We start from the raw sequence: 15,346 nt of genomic DNA on the forward strand, positions 1-15,346 counted from the left end.
AATGGATACGTCTAATGATATGCAAGTTTTGGATATCGTGCAGAACAGCGCCCCGTTTTCCGTCTGTGGCAGAGAACGGGGCGCACTTGCAGCGGGTAATACGGGCTGCGCTTACTGGCCCGGATTGGTGATGCTGGCGTGGATGGCATCCACGGCCGCAATGACGTCGGCCGGCAATTTGATCTGGTAGGCGTCGATGTTCTGCTTGAGCTGATCGAGATTGGTCGCGCCGATGATGGTGGAGGCGACAAACCAGCGCGAGTAGCACCACGCCAGTGCCAACTGGGTGGGTGTTAGGCCGTTGTCGCGTGCCAGTTTAGCGTAGCGGCCCACGGCTTCCAGCACGGCTGGGCGCAGGTAGCGCGGGCTCCATGTGGGCGGGAAGATGGTCAGGCGGCCATGGGCTTTGGGATTGTCGTGGTACTTGGCCGTGAGCTGGCCGAACGCCAGCGGGCTGTAGGCCAGCAGGCTAACCTGCTCGCGGAAGCAGGTTTCGTCCAGCAGGCTGGTTTCGAAATGGCGCGCCGTCAGGTTGTACAGGTTCTGGATGGTGGCGATGCGCGGCAAGCCTTTCATCTCGGACTGCTTGATGAATTCGCTCACGCCCCAGCACGATTCGTTGGAGACGCCGATCGCACCGATCTTGCCTTCCTTGATCAGATCCCCCAGCGCGGCCAGTGTTTCTTCGATGGCCACGTGCTTACGCTCGTTATCGGGCTTGAATACGCTGGCACCAAAGATAGGTACGTTACGGCTAGGCCAGTGCAATTGGTATAAATCGATATGGTCGGTCTGCAGGCGCTGCAAGCTGGTTTCTACCGCCGCGCGCAGATTGGCGGCATCGAAGTTCTGTTTGCCGCCGCGTACCCATGTCATCTGCTTGTTCGGGCCGGCCGCCTTGGTCGCCAGCACCACCTTGCTGCGTGCGCCCGTCTTCTTCAGCCACGTGCCGATATAGCGTTCGGTCGAGCCCTGTGTGGCGGCACTCGGCATGACGGGATACATCTCCGCCGTGTCGATGAAATTGATGCCCCGTTCGAGCGCATAATCGAGCTGGCTGTGCGCTTCGGCTTCCGTATTCTGTTCGCCGAAGGTCATGGTGCCGAGGCAGATGCGGCTCACTTCAAGGGCGCTCTGGCCCAGTTGTACTTTGTCCATGCTGTTCCTTATCTGGTGTTGTGGACTCAGGCTTAGCGCTGGCGTAGCGCGTCGGCGCAATCGCGCACCAGTGCCGGACCGGCGTAAATCAGACCGCTATACAGCTGCACCAGTTGCGCGCCACAGGCGATTTTGGCCTTGGCATCTTCGCCGCGCATGATGCCGCCGACACCGATAATCGGCAGCGCATCGCCCAGTTCCGCTTTCAGCAGACGGATGACGGTATTCGAGAATTCGAACACGGGCGCACCGGACAGGCCACCCGTTTCGGCGCCGTGCAGCATGCCCGTTACGGCATCGCGGTTGAGCGTGGTGTTGGTCGCGATCACGCCATCGATGCGGTGGCGGATCAGTGCATCGGCGATGTTCTTCACCTGTTCGCCATCCATGTCCGGTGCGATTTTCAGGGCCAGCGGCACGTAGCGCTTGTGCTGGTCGGCCAGACGCGACTGGGCGTCTTTCAGCTGGCCGAGCAGGCCGTCGAGTTCCGAGCCGCCCTGTAACTGGCGCAGGTTCTTGGTGTTGGGCGAGGAAATGTTCACCGTCACATAGCTGGCGTAAGGGTAGACTTTTTCCAGGCAGTGCAGGTAGTCGTCAGCCGCGCGTTCGATCGGCGTGTCGGCGTTCTTGCCGATGTTCAGGCCCAGTATGCCCAGCTTGTCCTGATAGAAGCGCGAGGACTGTACGTTGGCCACAAACGCGTCCACGCCGCCATTGTTGAAGCCCATGCGGTTGATGACGGCATGCGCTGCCGGCAGGCGGAAGATGCGCGGCTTGGGATTGCCCGCCTGCGGGCGCGGTGTCACGGTACCCACTTCGATGGAGCCGAAGCCCAGTGCAGCCAGCCCGTCGATGTAGGCCCCATCCTTGTCCAGACCAGCGGCAAGGCCGACCGGATTGTTGAACGTCAGCCCCATCACGGTGCGCGGATCGGCTGCAGGTTTGCTGATCAAAGAGGTCAGGCCCAGTGCGTGGGCGCGTTTCAGGGCAGGCAGGGTGAAGTTGTGGGCTGCTTCCGGATCCATGGAAAACAGCAGGGGACGGGTAAGCGAATACAGGGAATGTGCGGACATGGGCAGGGCTCGGTTGATGTTTAGCCCGTATTTTATCAGGCGTCCAGCACGCTCCAGTGGCCTTTGATACGCGCTTCCAGTGGCTGGAAGTTGGTTTTGTAGGACATTTTCGGACTCTGGCGTATCCAGTAACCGAGGTAGACATAGGGCAGCTGCAAGTCCTGCGTCTGGGCGATCTGCCACAGGATGTTGTAGGTGCCGTAAGAAGCACCGGCCACATCGGGGTCGAAAAAGGTGTAGACGGAGGACAGGCCATCGGACAGCACATCGATGATGCTGACCATGCGCAGCGTGCCGTCCGGATCGCGGAACTCCACCAGCCGCGTGTTGACGCGGCTTTGCAGCAGGAACTGGGCATACTGGTCGCGGCTATCCTGATCCATGCCGCCGCCCGCATGACGCCGGTTCTGGTAGCGCAGATACAGTTCGTAGTGCTCGTCCGAGAACGCCAGTGCAGCCACCGAGGCGATCAGCTCGCTATGGCGGGCCCAGGCGCGGCGCTGGTTACGGTTGGGCAGGAACTGCTGGCTGACCACACGCACGGGGATGCAGGCCTGACAGCCGTCGCAATAAGGGCGGTAGGTGAAGATGCCGCTACGGCGGAAGCCGTTGCGCACCAGTTCGGAATACACGTCGGCGTTGATCAGGTGCGAGGGCGTGGCCACCTGCGAGCGGGCCTGCCGTGCATCGAGATAGCTGCACGGATAGGGCGCTGTCGTATAAAACTGCAGCGTGGCAAATGGCAATTCGTTGAGTTGCGTCATGCACGTCCTGTCGGGCACGGTTCGGTTGAAATCCATGATAGCGCAAGCGGTGCGTTTGCGCTGCCTGCAGCGCATCGCGGCCAGTGCTACTCTGCTGCCGGTAAGGCTGGCGCTGCAAGGCGCATCGCATATAGCTAGCTTAACCGGCTGCGGGCAGCGGTGCAATCACTTGCCAGTCGTGGATCTGCGGCAGCGTGATGCTGTGGCGTAGATGCGCCAGAAATGCCGTGCGCGCGATGGGCGCGGCGCCCAGCGAGGCCAGATGACCGGTTTCCTGCTGGCAGTCGATCATCTGCACGCCATGCTCGCGCAGGAAGGCCACCAGATAGGCCAGCGCGATCTTGGATGCATCGGTGACGTGGGCGAACATCGATTCGCCATAGAACATTTTGCCGATCGATACGCCGTAAGCGCCGCCCACCAGATGGCCGTCCAGCCAGACTTCGGCCGAGTGGGCATAGCCCAGCCGGTGCAGGCCGCAATAGCCGGCGATGATATCGTCCGAAATCCAGGTGCCGGGGCCATCCTTGCGCGGAGCGGCGCAAGCGCGCATCACCTGTTCAAAGGCGCTATCGAAGCGCACTTGCCAGCGGCCACCGGCCAACCGGTCTTTTTCCACCTTGCGCAGGGTTTTTCTGAGGCTGTCGGAAATCCGGAACTGCGCCGTTTTCAGCACCATGCGCGGGTCCGTGCTCCACCACAGGATGGGCTGGCCTTCGGAGAACCACGGGAAGATGCCGTGCTGGTAGGCCAGCAGCAAACGCTCGGGCGACAAGTCGGCACCGGCAGCCAGCAGGCCGGGCGCATCCTGCGTCAGCGCCGTGCTGACGTCAGGGAAGGGCGTATCGTGGTCTAGCCAGGGGATCACTTGGTATCGGCGTCCGAGCGCATGGGGCGGGTCAGGTCCTGCGTGTGGAAACCGTAGTCGCCACCCTCGCGGATTTTGACGCGATCGGCGAAGAACAGTTCCAGCGTGGTCTGGATGGTGGGGAAGGCCAGATCCTCCCACGGGATTTCGCTTTCGCTGAACATCTGCACGTCCAGACTCTCCTCGCCGGGGGCAAAGTCGAGATCCTGCAGCGTTGCCAGATAGAACATGTGGACCTGATGAACACGCGCGACATTGAGCAGCGTGTACAGCTTGCCCAGCGTAACGTTGGCACCGGCCTCTTCACGCGTTTCGCGCAGGGCCGCTTCGCCCGTGGTTTCATCGTTTTCCATGAAACCGGCCGGCAGCGTCCAGTAGCCATAGCGCGGCTCGATGGCGCGCTTGCACAGCAGCACCTTGAGTTCGCCATCCTGTTCCCACACGGGCACCGTGCCCAGCACCATTTTCGGGTTCTGGTAATGGATCGCTGCGCAGCTATCGCAGACGTAGCGGGGGCGGTTGTCACCTGCCGGAATCTTCAGACTGACAGGGGAGGCGCATTCGGAACAGAATTTCATAGAGGATAGCCGGGGATGATAAGGATGCTCACGCCAGCTACTTTACACTGAATGGGGCCGCTACGGCATGACCGCAGAGGGCAGGGGGCTGCATTTATTCGGGCTATCGTCAGCGATTTCGGGATTAATATTGCCTAAATTGCTGATCTAGCCTATAATACTCGTATCAGACGCGGGGTGGAGCAGTCTGGCAGCTCGTCGGGCTCATAACCCGAAGGTCACAGGTTCAAATCCTGTCCCCGCAACCAAATTTCAAGCCGTTGATATCGTCAGGTATCAGCGGCTTTTGCGTTTTCTGGTGTAGTTGTCCAACCGTATCGTTTAACGGATAGGGCGTATCTGCAGCGTGGATACGAGCTTATCCCAGAGGGCTACTGCCTCGGTGTCGTTCAGGCTGGTATGGACTGCGCCCTGACGGTTGCCTTTGACGCCAGTATTCAGTTCGATGTCGAGACGGGTGTAGTAGCGATCGTTTTTCGCACCGCTGCTGGTAAAGTGGAATTCGTGCGATTCGGTGGCGGTTTTCTGTGGCGGCAAGTGAGCCAGCACTTCCGAGCCTTTCCAGTGTGCGATCTGGCGCGGCGCGCGGCGTAGAAAGTCGACTCTTGAGTACCATGTGCCAGGACCGTGGGGTGTGTCCTCCTGTGCCTCTTTCATCCGGTCTTCGATATCGTCACCTTCGACGAGGAAGTCGCCGTTTTTTAAGGACATGATCGAGAGATGGACATCCGGGAATTCCTTTAAGCGGATGCCGATCGATGCTTTCTCGTAATCGTATTCAGATTTGGCAAAGCCGCCCTCGATGCATAGACCTGATTCTGTGGGTATTTCATCGTCTGCACGTAGGCGTATGTTTTTTGCTGCGTTGTTCAGGACGCCCACATTTTCTTCAATTTCGTTGAAGTCGGTACGCCCATCTTGTATGTATAGGTGATCTCCCAGTGGAATGAAAGACGCGATTGTTAAATTTGAAAAAAGTTTTGAACCGAACACTAATTTTTGCCCAGCTACAGCACCATCCACCACTTTGCCGTACATTGCAAAATCAATCGGACTGAGGTTTTTTATCATGTAGCGCTCCTTCTCGTATTTCTCGACTTCCTTTGCAACATGCACATTGATTCGCTGGGCTTCATTGGCAATATATGCAATGGGGAAATCGACATCCGTAGGCCCGTATACCACTGTCGCGGTAGATGGTACGTTGATTATCAGGCGGCCGAAGCAGACACGTTTTGTGTGTTCAAAAAGTGGGATGAGGCGCGTGGGTAGCTCGTTCATATTGGGCCTTGTATAGGTAAAGCGATGGTAGGCGTTTGCTTTTAAAAACAAGACGACGAAAAAGATTGTCAGTAGGTCGAGCCATACCCAATCAGGATGAGAGGATCGCCTAAGCCCTATCATTTGCTCCACCTCATAGTTTCGGCTATACGGACTAGGCCATAGAGTGTCGAATGCAGGACTTTATTATTGTTGTAGCTGTCCTGATGTTCATATCCTGTCTGGCGGAATATTCCTTTGAATTTTCCGCTACTGAGCTGATGGTCGGCGGAATGCGTAGGTACAGTCTGGTCGCCGGAATCTTCTGGTGGCATTAAGTGGGCCGATAAGGCCTTGCAATCACCGATAGTTCTTCGGTTCTCGACAGGAACGGTAAGACGTAGTCTGCCCTGCATATTGTCGCGCTCAATTGTGAGCTTACTGATATCGGTGAATTGAGAACTGCCTTCGAGTAACCATACGACACGATGCCATGCGGCTTTAGTCTGGTCTGCACCGTAATGAGCATAGCTTTGATCGTGGTATGTGCCGGCTATATCTGAGTGGAATTTTTTGGCCTTTTTCAGCATTTTTAAGGTGGAATCGAATCCGACGCCACGAGAAAGCGCTGGATTAATCCAATCATTTTTCAGTAGCCCATACCAGACGTCTTTGAGCTTATAAATTTCTTCGTAGGGATCGCCATGCACTGGCAGGCTCAATAGCGTCTGATCATCGCGTGTGACCTGCAGCCAGCCGTTTCCATAGCTTTGGCTGGGCAGCAATTCTAAAGCGCCGGGAGCATTTGCTAAGACTGAAGTAACTTTGTTGCCGTAGTTACCTAGGACTTTGGGTGTAAGCTTAAATAGGCTGTCTTCAAAGCCGCAACGCATACGTTTATAGGCCGCACCGGCGCCCATTGCCGGCATCACGCCATGTACCATGCCTAGTATCTTATCTTTCATGTTGCCCATTGCCGGATGTATTAGTGCGCGGGCCACAAGTCCTCCCATGGAATGCGTGACGATGATGATTTTCTCGCACTGGAATCCCTGTTCCTGATAGCGTTGCATGAGGCTGTTAATCCGCTCCGCTAAGCGGCAGGCGGAGGCACTGCTGGCCTTCAGCCAGTTGTAGCCCATCGCATGAACGGGAAACCAGATGTTTTCTATCGCAGCGCGGAGCGTGTTGCGTTCCAGCGGAGCTAGAAGAGGCTGAGTATGTGCTTGCCAGACTGTAGGTGATACATCAATGATCTGCTTCCAGTAATCGTTCATGACGCCATATTGGAAAGCTGTGTTCAGTTGTAATTCGCAGGTCTCAAGTAGCGTCCGGTAGCAATCGAAATACACTTCGCCCCACCCGCGTTCACGCGCCTTCTGATCTTTGCTCTTGCATGGCGAGGCGGTAGGCGGGTCATCCATTAACAAAGGGGTTTCTATACTGACGTTCAGGGCGTAGAAGAAATCGACCTTGGCATTGCTGTGGCGCTCGTCGGCGCTTTCATCCGGATCGCCGGTCGGGTTGGTGAGTGGATCATATTCATCGACTTCGGTCTGTTCAGGATCGAGTTGGAGCTGACGCTGTATTGCGTCGGCCCGGCCTATCTTTATCGACTCGATATTGCTATCCGGTCGCCACGCGACATTGTTCGATTTGCCAAGTTGCTGCTGGCGTACCGCGCTCATGCGTAAGTTGGAGCCCATGATGCCCGGTAAAAAAATGATGGGTAGCACACGCCTCGGCGGAATATGGAATACCTGCGGCATCCGGTCCTGTATGGGCGTGGTATATCCCTGAGTCTTGTAGCCGCCTAGTTGCTCCGGATAGGTCGGAAGCGGATAGCCCTGCTGTCGAGTAAAGTCTGCCATTGCCGAGTCTCCCGTAAAAATGGGGGACTCCACTATGGCATCGGCTAAAGGGGCTGAGAAGGGAGGGAATGCCGACTAGATCAAACGATGGCGTAATTTTCTTCGGCCAGCCTAGCCGATACGCTCGACACGCTGTCACCTATTACGGCATTCTCCTTTGCTGTCACTCAGCGGCCGTAGGAATAGCGTACGCCCAGCACGATAGTACGCGGGGCGCCCGGACCGTAGAAAGTGGAATGCACCACGCTCTGGTTGTCTCCGCTGGCCGAGAACGGACGGGCGATGAAGTTGCCCGCTGCCGTCAGGCCGGTGGCGTTGAGTTGCGCCGCCGTGGCATAGCGCCGGTCGAACAGGTTGCTGATGTGGGCGAACCATTGCCATTGCGTGCTGGCCGCATAGCTGGCCGACAGATCGAACAAGGCATAGCCGGCCATGCGGCCGGAGCCCAGATAGTGCACGCCGTCCGGCTGGTGCTGGCCGTTTTCATTGCCACGCGCGTTAGCGCTCGATACGGCGCGCATGCCCGCTTCCAGCGTCCATGCTGCGCTGGCATGCCATTCGGCGCTGGCCTTGAAGTTGTGGCGCGCGATCAGCGGCAGCCGGTCGCCGCTGCGGATGGTGATGTTGCCGTCGGCATTTGCGCTGCTGTTGGCCGCGCCGCCCAGTACTTCGCTGCTGCGGAAGGTGGCATCCAGATAGGTGTAGCCGGCCGACCAGTCCAGCTGCGTGCTCTTGCCGCTGAGTGCCAGTTCGAGGCCGCGCCGGCGCGTATTGCCGACGTTGCGGAAGTAGCCATAGCCGGCGCTATCGTCAGCTACGAACTGGATGTCGTCGCGGTTGCTGGCGCTGAACAGGCTGGCATTCCAGTCTATGCTGCGCGCGAGCGTGCCGCGCAAGCCCGCTTCCTGCGTGCGCGTAACCACCTGACGCAGCGGCGGATCACCGGCCATGGCGTTGGGCAGTTTGCACGGGTTGGCGGGATCAGCACATCCGAGTTCGATGGCCGTCGGGGTACGGCTGCTTTCGCTGACGCGGGCATAGAAGTGCGCCGCTGGCGCCATATCCCAGCTCACGCCCAGTGCCGGATTAAAGCGGCTGAAACGATGATCGCCATCGAGCGAACCGGCAGCGCCGCCGGGTGTGAGGTGGTCGCGGTTATGCACGCTGGTGCGGTTGTAGCGGCCCGACAGCGTCAGATGCAGCGTCGGGTAAAGGCTCAGCGTCTGGCTGGCGTACAGGCTGGCCGTGCGCGTACGTCCGGCCAGATCGACGCGGGCATCGACTGGTTTGCCGTCGTCGTCGATCTCGCTGCCGTCAGCATAGAAATCGACCGGCGTGATGCTGCGGTCCGGATTCAGGTAGCCGAATTGCGAGGACTGGCGGAATTCCGTATGACTAGTGTCCAGTGCCATACCGGCGGTGAACTGCTGCGGCATGCCGGCCCAGTCGCCGGAGACGGTGGCCTGAGCGCTGAAGCCGGCGTTGTGCTGCTGGCTGGCGCTGCGGTTGAGCAGACCATTGCACTTCTCCGCCGGTTCATCCTTGCGCAGCACGTTGGCCACGCAGCGCCAGTAAGGAAAGGGCGTGTTGGCGGCGGTCGCGCCTTTGGCGGGGTAGCCGGTGTAACCGGCGGCGGCCAGCGCGGCCTGTTCGGCGGCATTCGGCTGGTACACGGACTGGTCGAACGCATCGTCGTTCATGTCGCCATTCAGGCTGTCGCTGTGCAGGCGGCGGTAATAGGCATTGGCGGCCAACTGCAGTTGCTGGCTCACGCGATGGCTGGCCTGCAGGTTCAGTAGCAGCCCGTGGTTATGGGTCTGGTCGGGACGGGTGTAGACGCTGGCATAGTCGCGTTCCAGCAGACGCATCTCCTGCAGGCCATTGCCGGTCAGGTTGGACGACGATATGGCGCTGCTCAGCGAAATGTCGGTAGCGCGGTCGGCCCAGCCCAGTTTGCCGAACCACTGGCCCAGCCGCGTAGGCGAGGCTACACGCCAGCCGTCTTCCTTGTAGCCGTTGGCGGCCGTGTACCAGTGCCAGCCTGCGTCATTGTGGCCGCCGTGCTCGAAGGCCAGTTCCTTGCGGCCGTAGCGGCCAAGTTGTAGCTGCAGTGTGCTGCCGGCATCGTGGTGGCCATCCTTGCTGCGCAGGACCAGCGCACCACCCAGCGCATTCAGTCCGAACAGGGGATCGGAGCCGGGCAGCAGATCCAGCGTGGCGATGGCGTTGTGGGGAATCAGATCCCAGCTCACGACGTCGCCGAAGGGCTGGTTCATGCGTACGCCGTCAAGATAGACGGCCAGTCCCTGCGGCGTGCCGAGCAGGGGCGAGGCCGTATAGCCGCGGAAGCTGAGGTCAGGCTGGTAGGGATTGCCCTGTACTTCGTTGATGGTGACGCTGGCCAGTTTGCGATTCAGCGCGTCCGGCAGGTTGGCGCTGGCGGGGGCGGCCAGATCGCTGCTGTCCAGATGCTGCACGTGTGCGGCCACCTGATCGCGTGCCAGCGTGGCGCCGGCCAGCGGCGTCGTGCCTATCACCTCCACCGTCTGCATCACGGGGCTGGCATCGGCATCGGCGTTTGCTGCCCATGCGGGCAATGCCAGGCAGATGGCGCTGATGGCCAGCGCGAGCTGTTGCGGACGGGGCGCGTGGATGGCGATGGAATGGGCGTTGGCGCGTAATGGGGCTGGCATGCGATGTCTCCTGAATTTTATGGCCTTGCTGGCTCTGGATGGGACGGATTATTCCCGTCGCAGGGGCGGGCCGGCTAGGGAAAAATTCCCGATCTGCGGCCTCGCCGGCTTGGCATGGAAGTTGCGAATTCAGCGTGTATAAAACACACAACGAGGGGACATCATGGATTTGCGCCGCCGTCTGGTTGGTTCGCTGAGCCTGTTACTTGCCGCGCTGCTGGCAGGGACGGCGCTGGTCCAGCTGTATTCGCTCAGGGCGGATGTGGCAGCGGAAGTGAGGGCATCCAGCCAGCTGGTTACCGTGCTGCTGGCCGCGGGCACGCTGGCGCCAGACGAGGCGCAGGCGCTGCAGCCGTTACTGGCGCAAGCCGGCCTGCGTCACCTGAGCATACGCACGGAAGGGCAGGCGCCGCTGCAGCCTGCGCGCGATTCCCTGTCCGGCTGGCTGGGACTGGAAGCGCTGGTACCGTCCCAGCCCGAGCAGCAGATCCGCATCGGCCAGCAGACGCTGTACATCGCCCCCTATCCGCATTCCGAAATCAGTGAAAGGCTGGCGGACACTGTGCGACTTTGGAGCACTCTGTTGTTCTTTTCTGGTACAACTTTGCTGGTGGCGTGGTGGAGTGCCGACCGCGCCCTGCGTCCTGTACGGGAGCTGGAGGCGAGCTTGCACCGGCTGGCGCGCGGCGAGCCGGACCCCGCTCTGCCACAGTTTGACCTGCGCGAGTTCGGCCGGGTGGCGCGCGCCATCGACCATCTGGCCAGAGCGCTGGGCGCCGCCCGTGCGGCCCAGCAAGCGCTGGCACGCCAGCTGATCACGGTGCGCGAAGATGAAAAACGTACGCTGGCGCGCGAGCTGCACGATGAAATGGGCCAGACCCTGACGGCACTGAATGTCACGGCAGCCCATCTGGAGCGGCATGGCGCTACCATGGCACCCGCTGAAGTGGGCGAGTGCGCGCTCGAACTGCGGCGCGAGCTGCGTACTTGCAGCGGACAATTGCGTGGCATGCTGAAGACTTTACGCCCCCATGGCTTGAGCGCACATGGCCTGCAGCAGGCGCTGGCCGATCTGCTGCAGGGCTGGCGCAGCAAGCAGACGGCGATTACTTTCGAGCTGCTGTTGCCCGCCGCGATGCCGGCAGTGGATGAGCAGCTGGCGCTGGTGATCTATCGGGTGGTACAGGAGGCGCTGACCAATGTGGTGCGGCATAGCGGCGCGGTGAGCTGCACGGTGCAGCTGCAGGCCACGGCAGCGGGGCTGCAACTCGATGTGATGGATGATGGCTGCGGTCTGCCCTCAGATCTGGCATGGCAGGGCGGCTTGCTGGGCATGCGCGAGCGCATCAGCATGGTGGATGGCCAGTTGCAGGTATGGCATGGCCCAGCCGGTGGCCTGCATCTGCATGCGCAGTTCCCTTTGCTGCATCAGTCCTGTGCCCGCGTGGCCGAGCTGGCGGGAGTGACAGCATGATAGAGATCGTTCTGGTGGATGACCATGCCGTCGTGCGCAGTGGCTACCGGCGCTTGCTGTCGGCCGAAGCTGATTTCGAAGTCGTCGGCGAAGCGGCCAGCGTGGCCGAAGCCAATGCCCTGCTGCAGCGCTGCACGCCGCAGGTGGCGCTGGTCGATCTGAATCTGAAAGGCAGTAGCGGGCTGGAAGCCATCGCCGGCATGCTGGCACGCCAGCCTGCGCTACGGGTGCTGGTGCTGTCCATGCACGATGATGCGGGCCATCTGGCGCAGGCGCTCAAGGCGGGGGCACATGGCTATCTGAGCAAGTGCAGCGAGCCGGAAGAAGTCATTATCGCGATACGCGGCGTGATGGCGGGGCGGCGCATGCTGTCGCGTGATATGCAGGCGCTGGCCCCGCTCGACAGCGAAGACGGTGTGCATGGTTTGAAGCCGCGTGAATTCGAGCTACTGCGCCTGCTCGTGCATGGCGAGTCGGTGCAGGACATCGCCAGCCAGATGCACCTGAGCCCCAAGACGGTGCTCAATTACCTGACGCTGATCCGGCAAAAACTCAATGCCGAGAATGACTTCAAACTGATGCATCTGGCGGCCCGTTCAGGGCTGGTCGATTTCGGCATGCCCCTCATGGCGTGAGTGCCGGCGGCACCAGTCTGGCACGTAGCGCATCGACAAATGCGGCCGGTTGATCCATGCTCAGGTAGATCGTGTGTACGGGACGCTTGCGGCCCATCAGATTGGGTAGCTGGGTAGCGGTGCTGAGCTGGATTTTCACATTGAGCTGGCCGCCCTGGCGGAATATCAGCACGCCGGCCTGATGTCTCACCTCATCGCCACAGCGGCTGACCGCCTCTATCAGCGGATAGGGGATGTTGCGGTCTCCCGCCAACACGCCGTTACGGATAATCAGTGCCTTGGCGTCGAGAGAAATGGGGCGCCAGCGCGTGGCGCGGTATTCGGCGATGAGGGCCAGCAGGCCCCACAGATTCAGCAGATCCAGCGTCCAGAGTAGCCAGCCGGTGCCCAGCCATAAGTGCAGGAACAGGTGCGAGATGGGTGTCTCGAACAGGATCAGCATGATCCACGCCAGCTGATTGGAAGCGTTGCCCTGATTCTGGTCGTAGCGGAAGTGCTGCTCACCGCGGAAATGCAGGCGTTCGCCATGCCGCATCAGCATGCCGTAATACCAGATGCGGGCTTCGAGCTCCATGGGCTTGTTGGTGAAAATCGTGGCGAAGGCGTCATCGGCGCTATGACTTTGTTTGAGCAATTGCCGGCACTGGTAAATCAGTACGCCGACCAGCGCCAGTTCCAGCCCTATCTCCAGCGCGATCAGCAAGATGGTGTAGTGGCCGAAAGCCTGCTCCTGCGCCGGATTGAGCAAACGCCCCGCCAGCATGCCGAACGACGCGATGGCCAGCCACGCAGTCAGCATTTTCTTGCGGCTGGGGCGGAACAGGAAGTAGTACAGCAGCGGCAAGGTGAAGGTCACGTCAACCAGATAAGGCCATGCGGCGGGATCCGGTCCGTAGATGGGGGTGACCAGGGCGGTGCGGAAGTAGCAGTAGTAGAAAACCAGAACGGTGGCGATAGCCAGTATAAAAAATTGCTTTCTCGATCCCAAGTGCTGCATACAGATCACCTTTGCGGACGCGCGTAACGATAAGGCCTAGCCTGTGTAGTCGACCATGCTGACAGCACAAAATTGTACGCCGATGCGGCTGGTTTTTCAGCGCACGGCAAAGCGCATGGATGGGGCTAGCGTTTCCCTATGAGCGCTGGGGCGTAGCGCCGTCAGTCCGCACTACGCGGATGCAAGCTGGCCCACAAATGGGCTGCGGCCATGGTGCGGTGGGGGCTGTAGCGGGCCAGTATCTGTTCGGTGCGAGCCAGATCGGGTTTGCTGTCTTCGCCCAGCAGGTGCTGCAATGCTGCGCGCACGGCCACGTCGCCATGTAGCGAGCAATCGGCATAGCCATAGCCGCGCAGCATGCCGTAGTTGACCGTCCATGGCCCTATGCCCTTGATGGCCAGCAGCGCTTCCGACACTTGTTCGATGCTGTTACCGGCGGAGAGTTCCAGTGTCAGACTGCCGTCGGCCACCAGCCGCGCCAGCCGCAGCACGGTTTCCGCTTTGGCGCGCGAGAACTTGCGGCTGGTGAGTGTTTCTACCTCGAGCGCCGCCACGGCAGCGGCATCGGGATAGCACCACAGGCCACTGCTGTGCTGGCGGCCAGCCTGCTGGATCAGGGTGCGACGCAGCGCGATGGCAAACGAGAGATTGATCTGCTGGCCGATGATGGCCCAGGTTAGCGCTTCGAACAGCGTGGCGGATTGCACCACGCGCAGGCCGGGCTGGGCGCGTGTGAGCGCGCCGAACAGGGCATCGTCGGCGGCAAAGTCGCAGAATGGCTGGGGATCTAGCCTTAGCCCTAACACGCTGTGCAGCACATCATCGAGCTGCTTCTGCGCGGCGGCACTGGCGCTACCATCGAGTTCCAGTTGATAGCGTGCACTCTCTGGTGCATGGGCGGCGTCGAATTCGATGGAAAGCAGGGCAGCGCGGCCATCGAGCAGCAGGCCTTTGCGCAGGCTCTGTTCACCTACCTGCTCGGCCACACTCTCGCTGTCGCGCCGGTGGAAGGCCAGCACGTCCTGCAGGCGGTAATGGGGCGGCAGCTTGAGCGTACGGGGTTTCATGCGGCCGGCTGTTTTTTCAGGAAGCCGAAGTTGGGACGGAAGCCCGTGACCAGCGCCGTGCCGGTAATCACGATGGCCGCGCCGACAAAGGTGTACCAGCCCACATGCTCGCCGAGGAACAATATGCCCCACAGGATGCCGAACAATGGGCTGAGGAAGGTGACCGTCAGTGCCGAGGAGGGGCCGATATCCTGAATCAGGCGGAAGTACAGCAGATAGGCGATGCCGCTGCACAGTATGCCCAGTGCCAGCACGGCAGCCATGATGCCCATGGTGGGTTCGCCGGGCACGGGGAAGAAGGGCAGGGCCGGTGCGACCAGCAGCGTGGACGCCCACATCGAACCGTGCGCATTGGCGAAAGGCTCGACGGCCTTGGCCTGCTTGGCGTAGTTGCTGGCCACACCGTAGTTAAACGCGGCGAACAGCACGGCAGCGATGGCAATGCCGGCACCGGGTTTGCTGCTGACATGGTCAAAACCCACCAGCAGGGCCACGCCACAGGCGCCCATGAGCAGGCCCAGCATGACTTTGGCGCTGACCATGTGGCGCGTCCATACGGCGGCGATCAGCGTGCCCCACAGCGGCGTGGTGGCATTCAGCACGGCCAACAGCGAAGCGGATAGCGTGCGGGCGGCGAAGCCGAACAGCAGGAAGGGCAGGGCCGAATTGAACAGGCCCAGTATCAGGTAATGCTTCCAGTTCTCGCGCAGGTTCAGGGGCTTTTTCAGGATCAGGGCAATCACGGCAAGGAACAGCGAAGCGAACAGCACACGGTATTCGATCAGCACGGCGGCGCCGAGCACGGGGGCGGCGATACGCATGAACAGGAAGGAACCGCCCCAGATGGCGGCAAGGAGTATCAGGCGTAGCAAATTGGTGGTGCTCATGCGTTTTCCGGGCTTGGGCTA

General features: G+C 60.4%; 13 protein-coding genes and 1 tRNA gene. 3 read left to right on the forward strand and 11 right to left on the reverse strand.

What is annotated here, in order from left to right; all coding sequences use genetic code 11:
- Window positions 1-111: 111 nt before the first annotated feature.
- The 5 genes from GM655_RS03435 to GM655_RS03455 all read right to left on the reverse strand — a co-directional run bounded on the left by GM655_RS03435 (window position 112) and on the right by GM655_RS03455 (window position 4,441).
- Entirely contained in the window at window positions 112-1,158 is a 1,047-nt protein-coding gene (locus GM655_RS03435; RefSeq protein ID WP_155433200.1) for an aldo/keto reductase, read from the reverse strand.
- A 32-nt stretch (window positions 1,159-1,190) separates the two neighbouring features.
- Window positions 1,191-2,231: a quinone-dependent dihydroorotate dehydrogenase gene (locus GM655_RS03440; protein ID WP_155433201.1), complete on the reverse strand. Its 1,041-nt coding sequence runs from the start codon at window positions 2,229-2,231 to the stop codon at window positions 1,191-1,193.
- Between the two features lie 35 nt (window positions 2,232-2,266).
- Complete coding sequence (locus tag GM655_RS03445; RefSeq protein WP_155433202.1) at window positions 2,267-2,995, reverse strand: arginyltransferase; 729 nt, start codon at window positions 2,993-2,995, stop codon at window positions 2,267-2,269.
- A gap of 139 nt (window positions 2,996-3,134) precedes the next feature.
- On the reverse strand, window positions 3,135-3,863 hold the full coding sequence (gene aat, locus GM655_RS03450) for a leucyl/phenylalanyl-tRNA--protein transferase (RefSeq protein ID WP_371866698.1): 729 nt from the start codon (window positions 3,861-3,863) through the stop codon (window positions 3,135-3,137).
- A complete protein-coding gene (locus GM655_RS03455) occupies window positions 3,860-4,441 on the reverse strand; it encodes an NUDIX hydrolase (protein ID WP_155433203.1) in 582 nt (193 codons plus the stop codon). The genes aat and GM655_RS03455 overlap by 4 nt, the downstream gene beginning before the upstream one ends.
- 171 nt (window positions 4,442-4,612) lie before the next feature.
- Here GM655_RS03455 and GM655_RS03460 point away from each other — a divergent pair.
- Window positions 4,613-4,689, forward strand: a tRNA-Met gene (locus GM655_RS03460).
- 73 nt (window positions 4,690-4,762) lie between these two features.
- Here the strand turns inward: GM655_RS03460 and GM655_RS03465 are convergent.
- The 3 genes from GM655_RS03465 to GM655_RS03475 all read right to left on the reverse strand — a co-directional run bounded on the left by GM655_RS03465 (window position 4,763) and on the right by GM655_RS03475 (window position 10,265).
- Window positions 4,763-5,722: a T6SS immunity protein Tli4 family protein gene (locus GM655_RS03465; protein ID WP_155433204.1), complete on the reverse strand. Its 960-nt coding sequence runs from the start codon at window positions 5,720-5,722 to the stop codon at window positions 4,763-4,765.
- A 119-nt stretch (window positions 5,723-5,841) separates the two neighbouring features.
- Window positions 5,842-7,572, reverse strand: coding sequence for an esterase/lipase family protein (locus tag GM655_RS03470; RefSeq protein WP_155433205.1), 1,731 nt, complete (start codon window positions 7,570-7,572; stop codon window positions 5,842-5,844).
- A gap of 167 nt (window positions 7,573-7,739) precedes the next feature.
- Window positions 7,740-10,265, reverse strand: a complete 2,526-nt coding sequence (locus tag GM655_RS03475; RefSeq protein ID WP_155433206.1) for a TonB-dependent receptor — start codon at window positions 10,263-10,265, stop codon at window positions 7,740-7,742.
- 163 nt (window positions 10,266-10,428) lie between these two features.
- Here GM655_RS03475 and GM655_RS03480 point away from each other — a divergent pair, with 163 nt between their 5' ends.
- On the forward strand, window positions 10,429-11,739 hold the full coding sequence (locus tag GM655_RS03480; protein ID WP_155433207.1) for a sensor histidine kinase: 1,311 nt from the start codon (window positions 10,429-10,431) through the stop codon (window positions 11,737-11,739).
- Entirely contained in the window at window positions 11,736-12,374 is a 639-nt protein-coding gene (locus GM655_RS03485) for a response regulator (RefSeq protein WP_155433208.1), read from the forward strand. The genes GM655_RS03480 and GM655_RS03485 overlap by 4 nt, the downstream gene beginning before the upstream one ends.
- On the opposite strand, the gene GM655_RS03490 is transcribed toward GM655_RS03485, so the two are convergent.
- The 3 genes from GM655_RS03490 to GM655_RS03500 all read right to left on the reverse strand — a co-directional run bounded on the left by GM655_RS03490 (window position 12,364) and on the right by GM655_RS03500 (window position 15,325).
- Complete coding sequence (locus tag GM655_RS03490) at window positions 12,364-13,371, reverse strand: hypothetical protein (RefSeq protein WP_155433209.1); 1,008 nt, start codon at window positions 13,369-13,371, stop codon at window positions 12,364-12,366. The genes GM655_RS03485 and GM655_RS03490 overlap by 11 nt on opposite strands.
- Before the next feature lie 161 nt (window positions 13,372-13,532).
- Complete coding sequence (locus GM655_RS03495) at window positions 13,533-14,438, reverse strand: DNA-3-methyladenine glycosylase family protein (RefSeq protein WP_155433210.1); 906 nt, start codon at window positions 14,436-14,438, stop codon at window positions 13,533-13,535.
- Window positions 14,435-15,325: a DMT family transporter gene (locus GM655_RS03500; protein WP_155433211.1), complete on the reverse strand. Its 891-nt coding sequence runs from the start codon at window positions 15,323-15,325 to the stop codon at window positions 14,435-14,437. The genes GM655_RS03495 and GM655_RS03500 overlap by 4 nt, the downstream gene beginning before the upstream one ends.
- Window positions 15,326-15,346: the final 21 nt, after the last annotated feature.

The organism is Pseudoduganella danionis, assembly GCF_009720775.1.
Lineage (GTDB): Bacteria > Pseudomonadota > Gammaproteobacteria > Burkholderiales > Burkholderiaceae_D > Rugamonas > Rugamonas danionis.

Bases quoted from the DNA above. Each gene is read 5' to 3' on its own strand.
- GM655_RS03435 (WP_155433200.1), bottom strand. From the start codon at position 1,158: ATGGACAAAGTACAACTGGGCCAGAGCGCCCTTGAAGTGAGCCGCATC.
- GM655_RS03440 (WP_155433201.1), bottom strand. From the start codon at position 2,231: ATGTCCGCACATTCCCTGTATTCGCTTACCCGTCCCCTGCTGTTTTCC.
- GM655_RS03445 (WP_155433202.1), bottom strand. From the start codon at position 2,995: ATGACGCAACTCAACGAATTGCCATTTGCCACGCTGCAGTTTTATACG.
- GM655_RS03455 (WP_155433203.1), bottom strand. From the start codon at position 4,441: ATGAAATTCTGTTCCGAATGCGCCTCCCCTGTCAGTCTGAAGATTCCG.
- GM655_RS03465 (WP_155433204.1), bottom strand. From the start codon at position 5,722: ATGAACGAGCTACCCACGCGCCTCATCCCACTTTTTGAACACACAAAA.
- GM655_RS03470 (WP_155433205.1), bottom strand. From the start codon at position 7,572: ATGGCAGACTTTACTCGACAGCAGGGCTATCCGCTTCCGACCTATCCG.
- GM655_RS03475 (WP_155433206.1), bottom strand. From the start codon at position 10,265: ATGCCAGCCCCATTACGCGCCAACGCCCATTCCATCGCCATCCACGCG.
- GM655_RS03480 (WP_155433207.1), top strand. From the start codon at position 10,429: ATGGATTTGCGCCGCCGTCTGGTTGGTTCGCTGAGCCTGTTACTTGCC.
- GM655_RS03485 (WP_155433208.1), top strand. From the start codon at position 11,736: ATGATAGAGATCGTTCTGGTGGATGACCATGCCGTCGTGCGCAGTGGC.
- GM655_RS03490 (WP_155433209.1), bottom strand. From the start codon at position 13,371: ATGCAGCACTTGGGATCGAGAAAGCAATTTTTTATACTGGCTATCGCC.
- GM655_RS03495 (WP_155433210.1), bottom strand. From the start codon at position 14,438: ATGAAACCCCGTACGCTCAAGCTGCCGCCCCATTACCGCCTGCAGGAC.
- GM655_RS03500 (WP_155433211.1), bottom strand. From the start codon at position 15,325: ATGAGCACCACCAATTTGCTACGCCTGATACTCCTTGCCGCCATCTGG.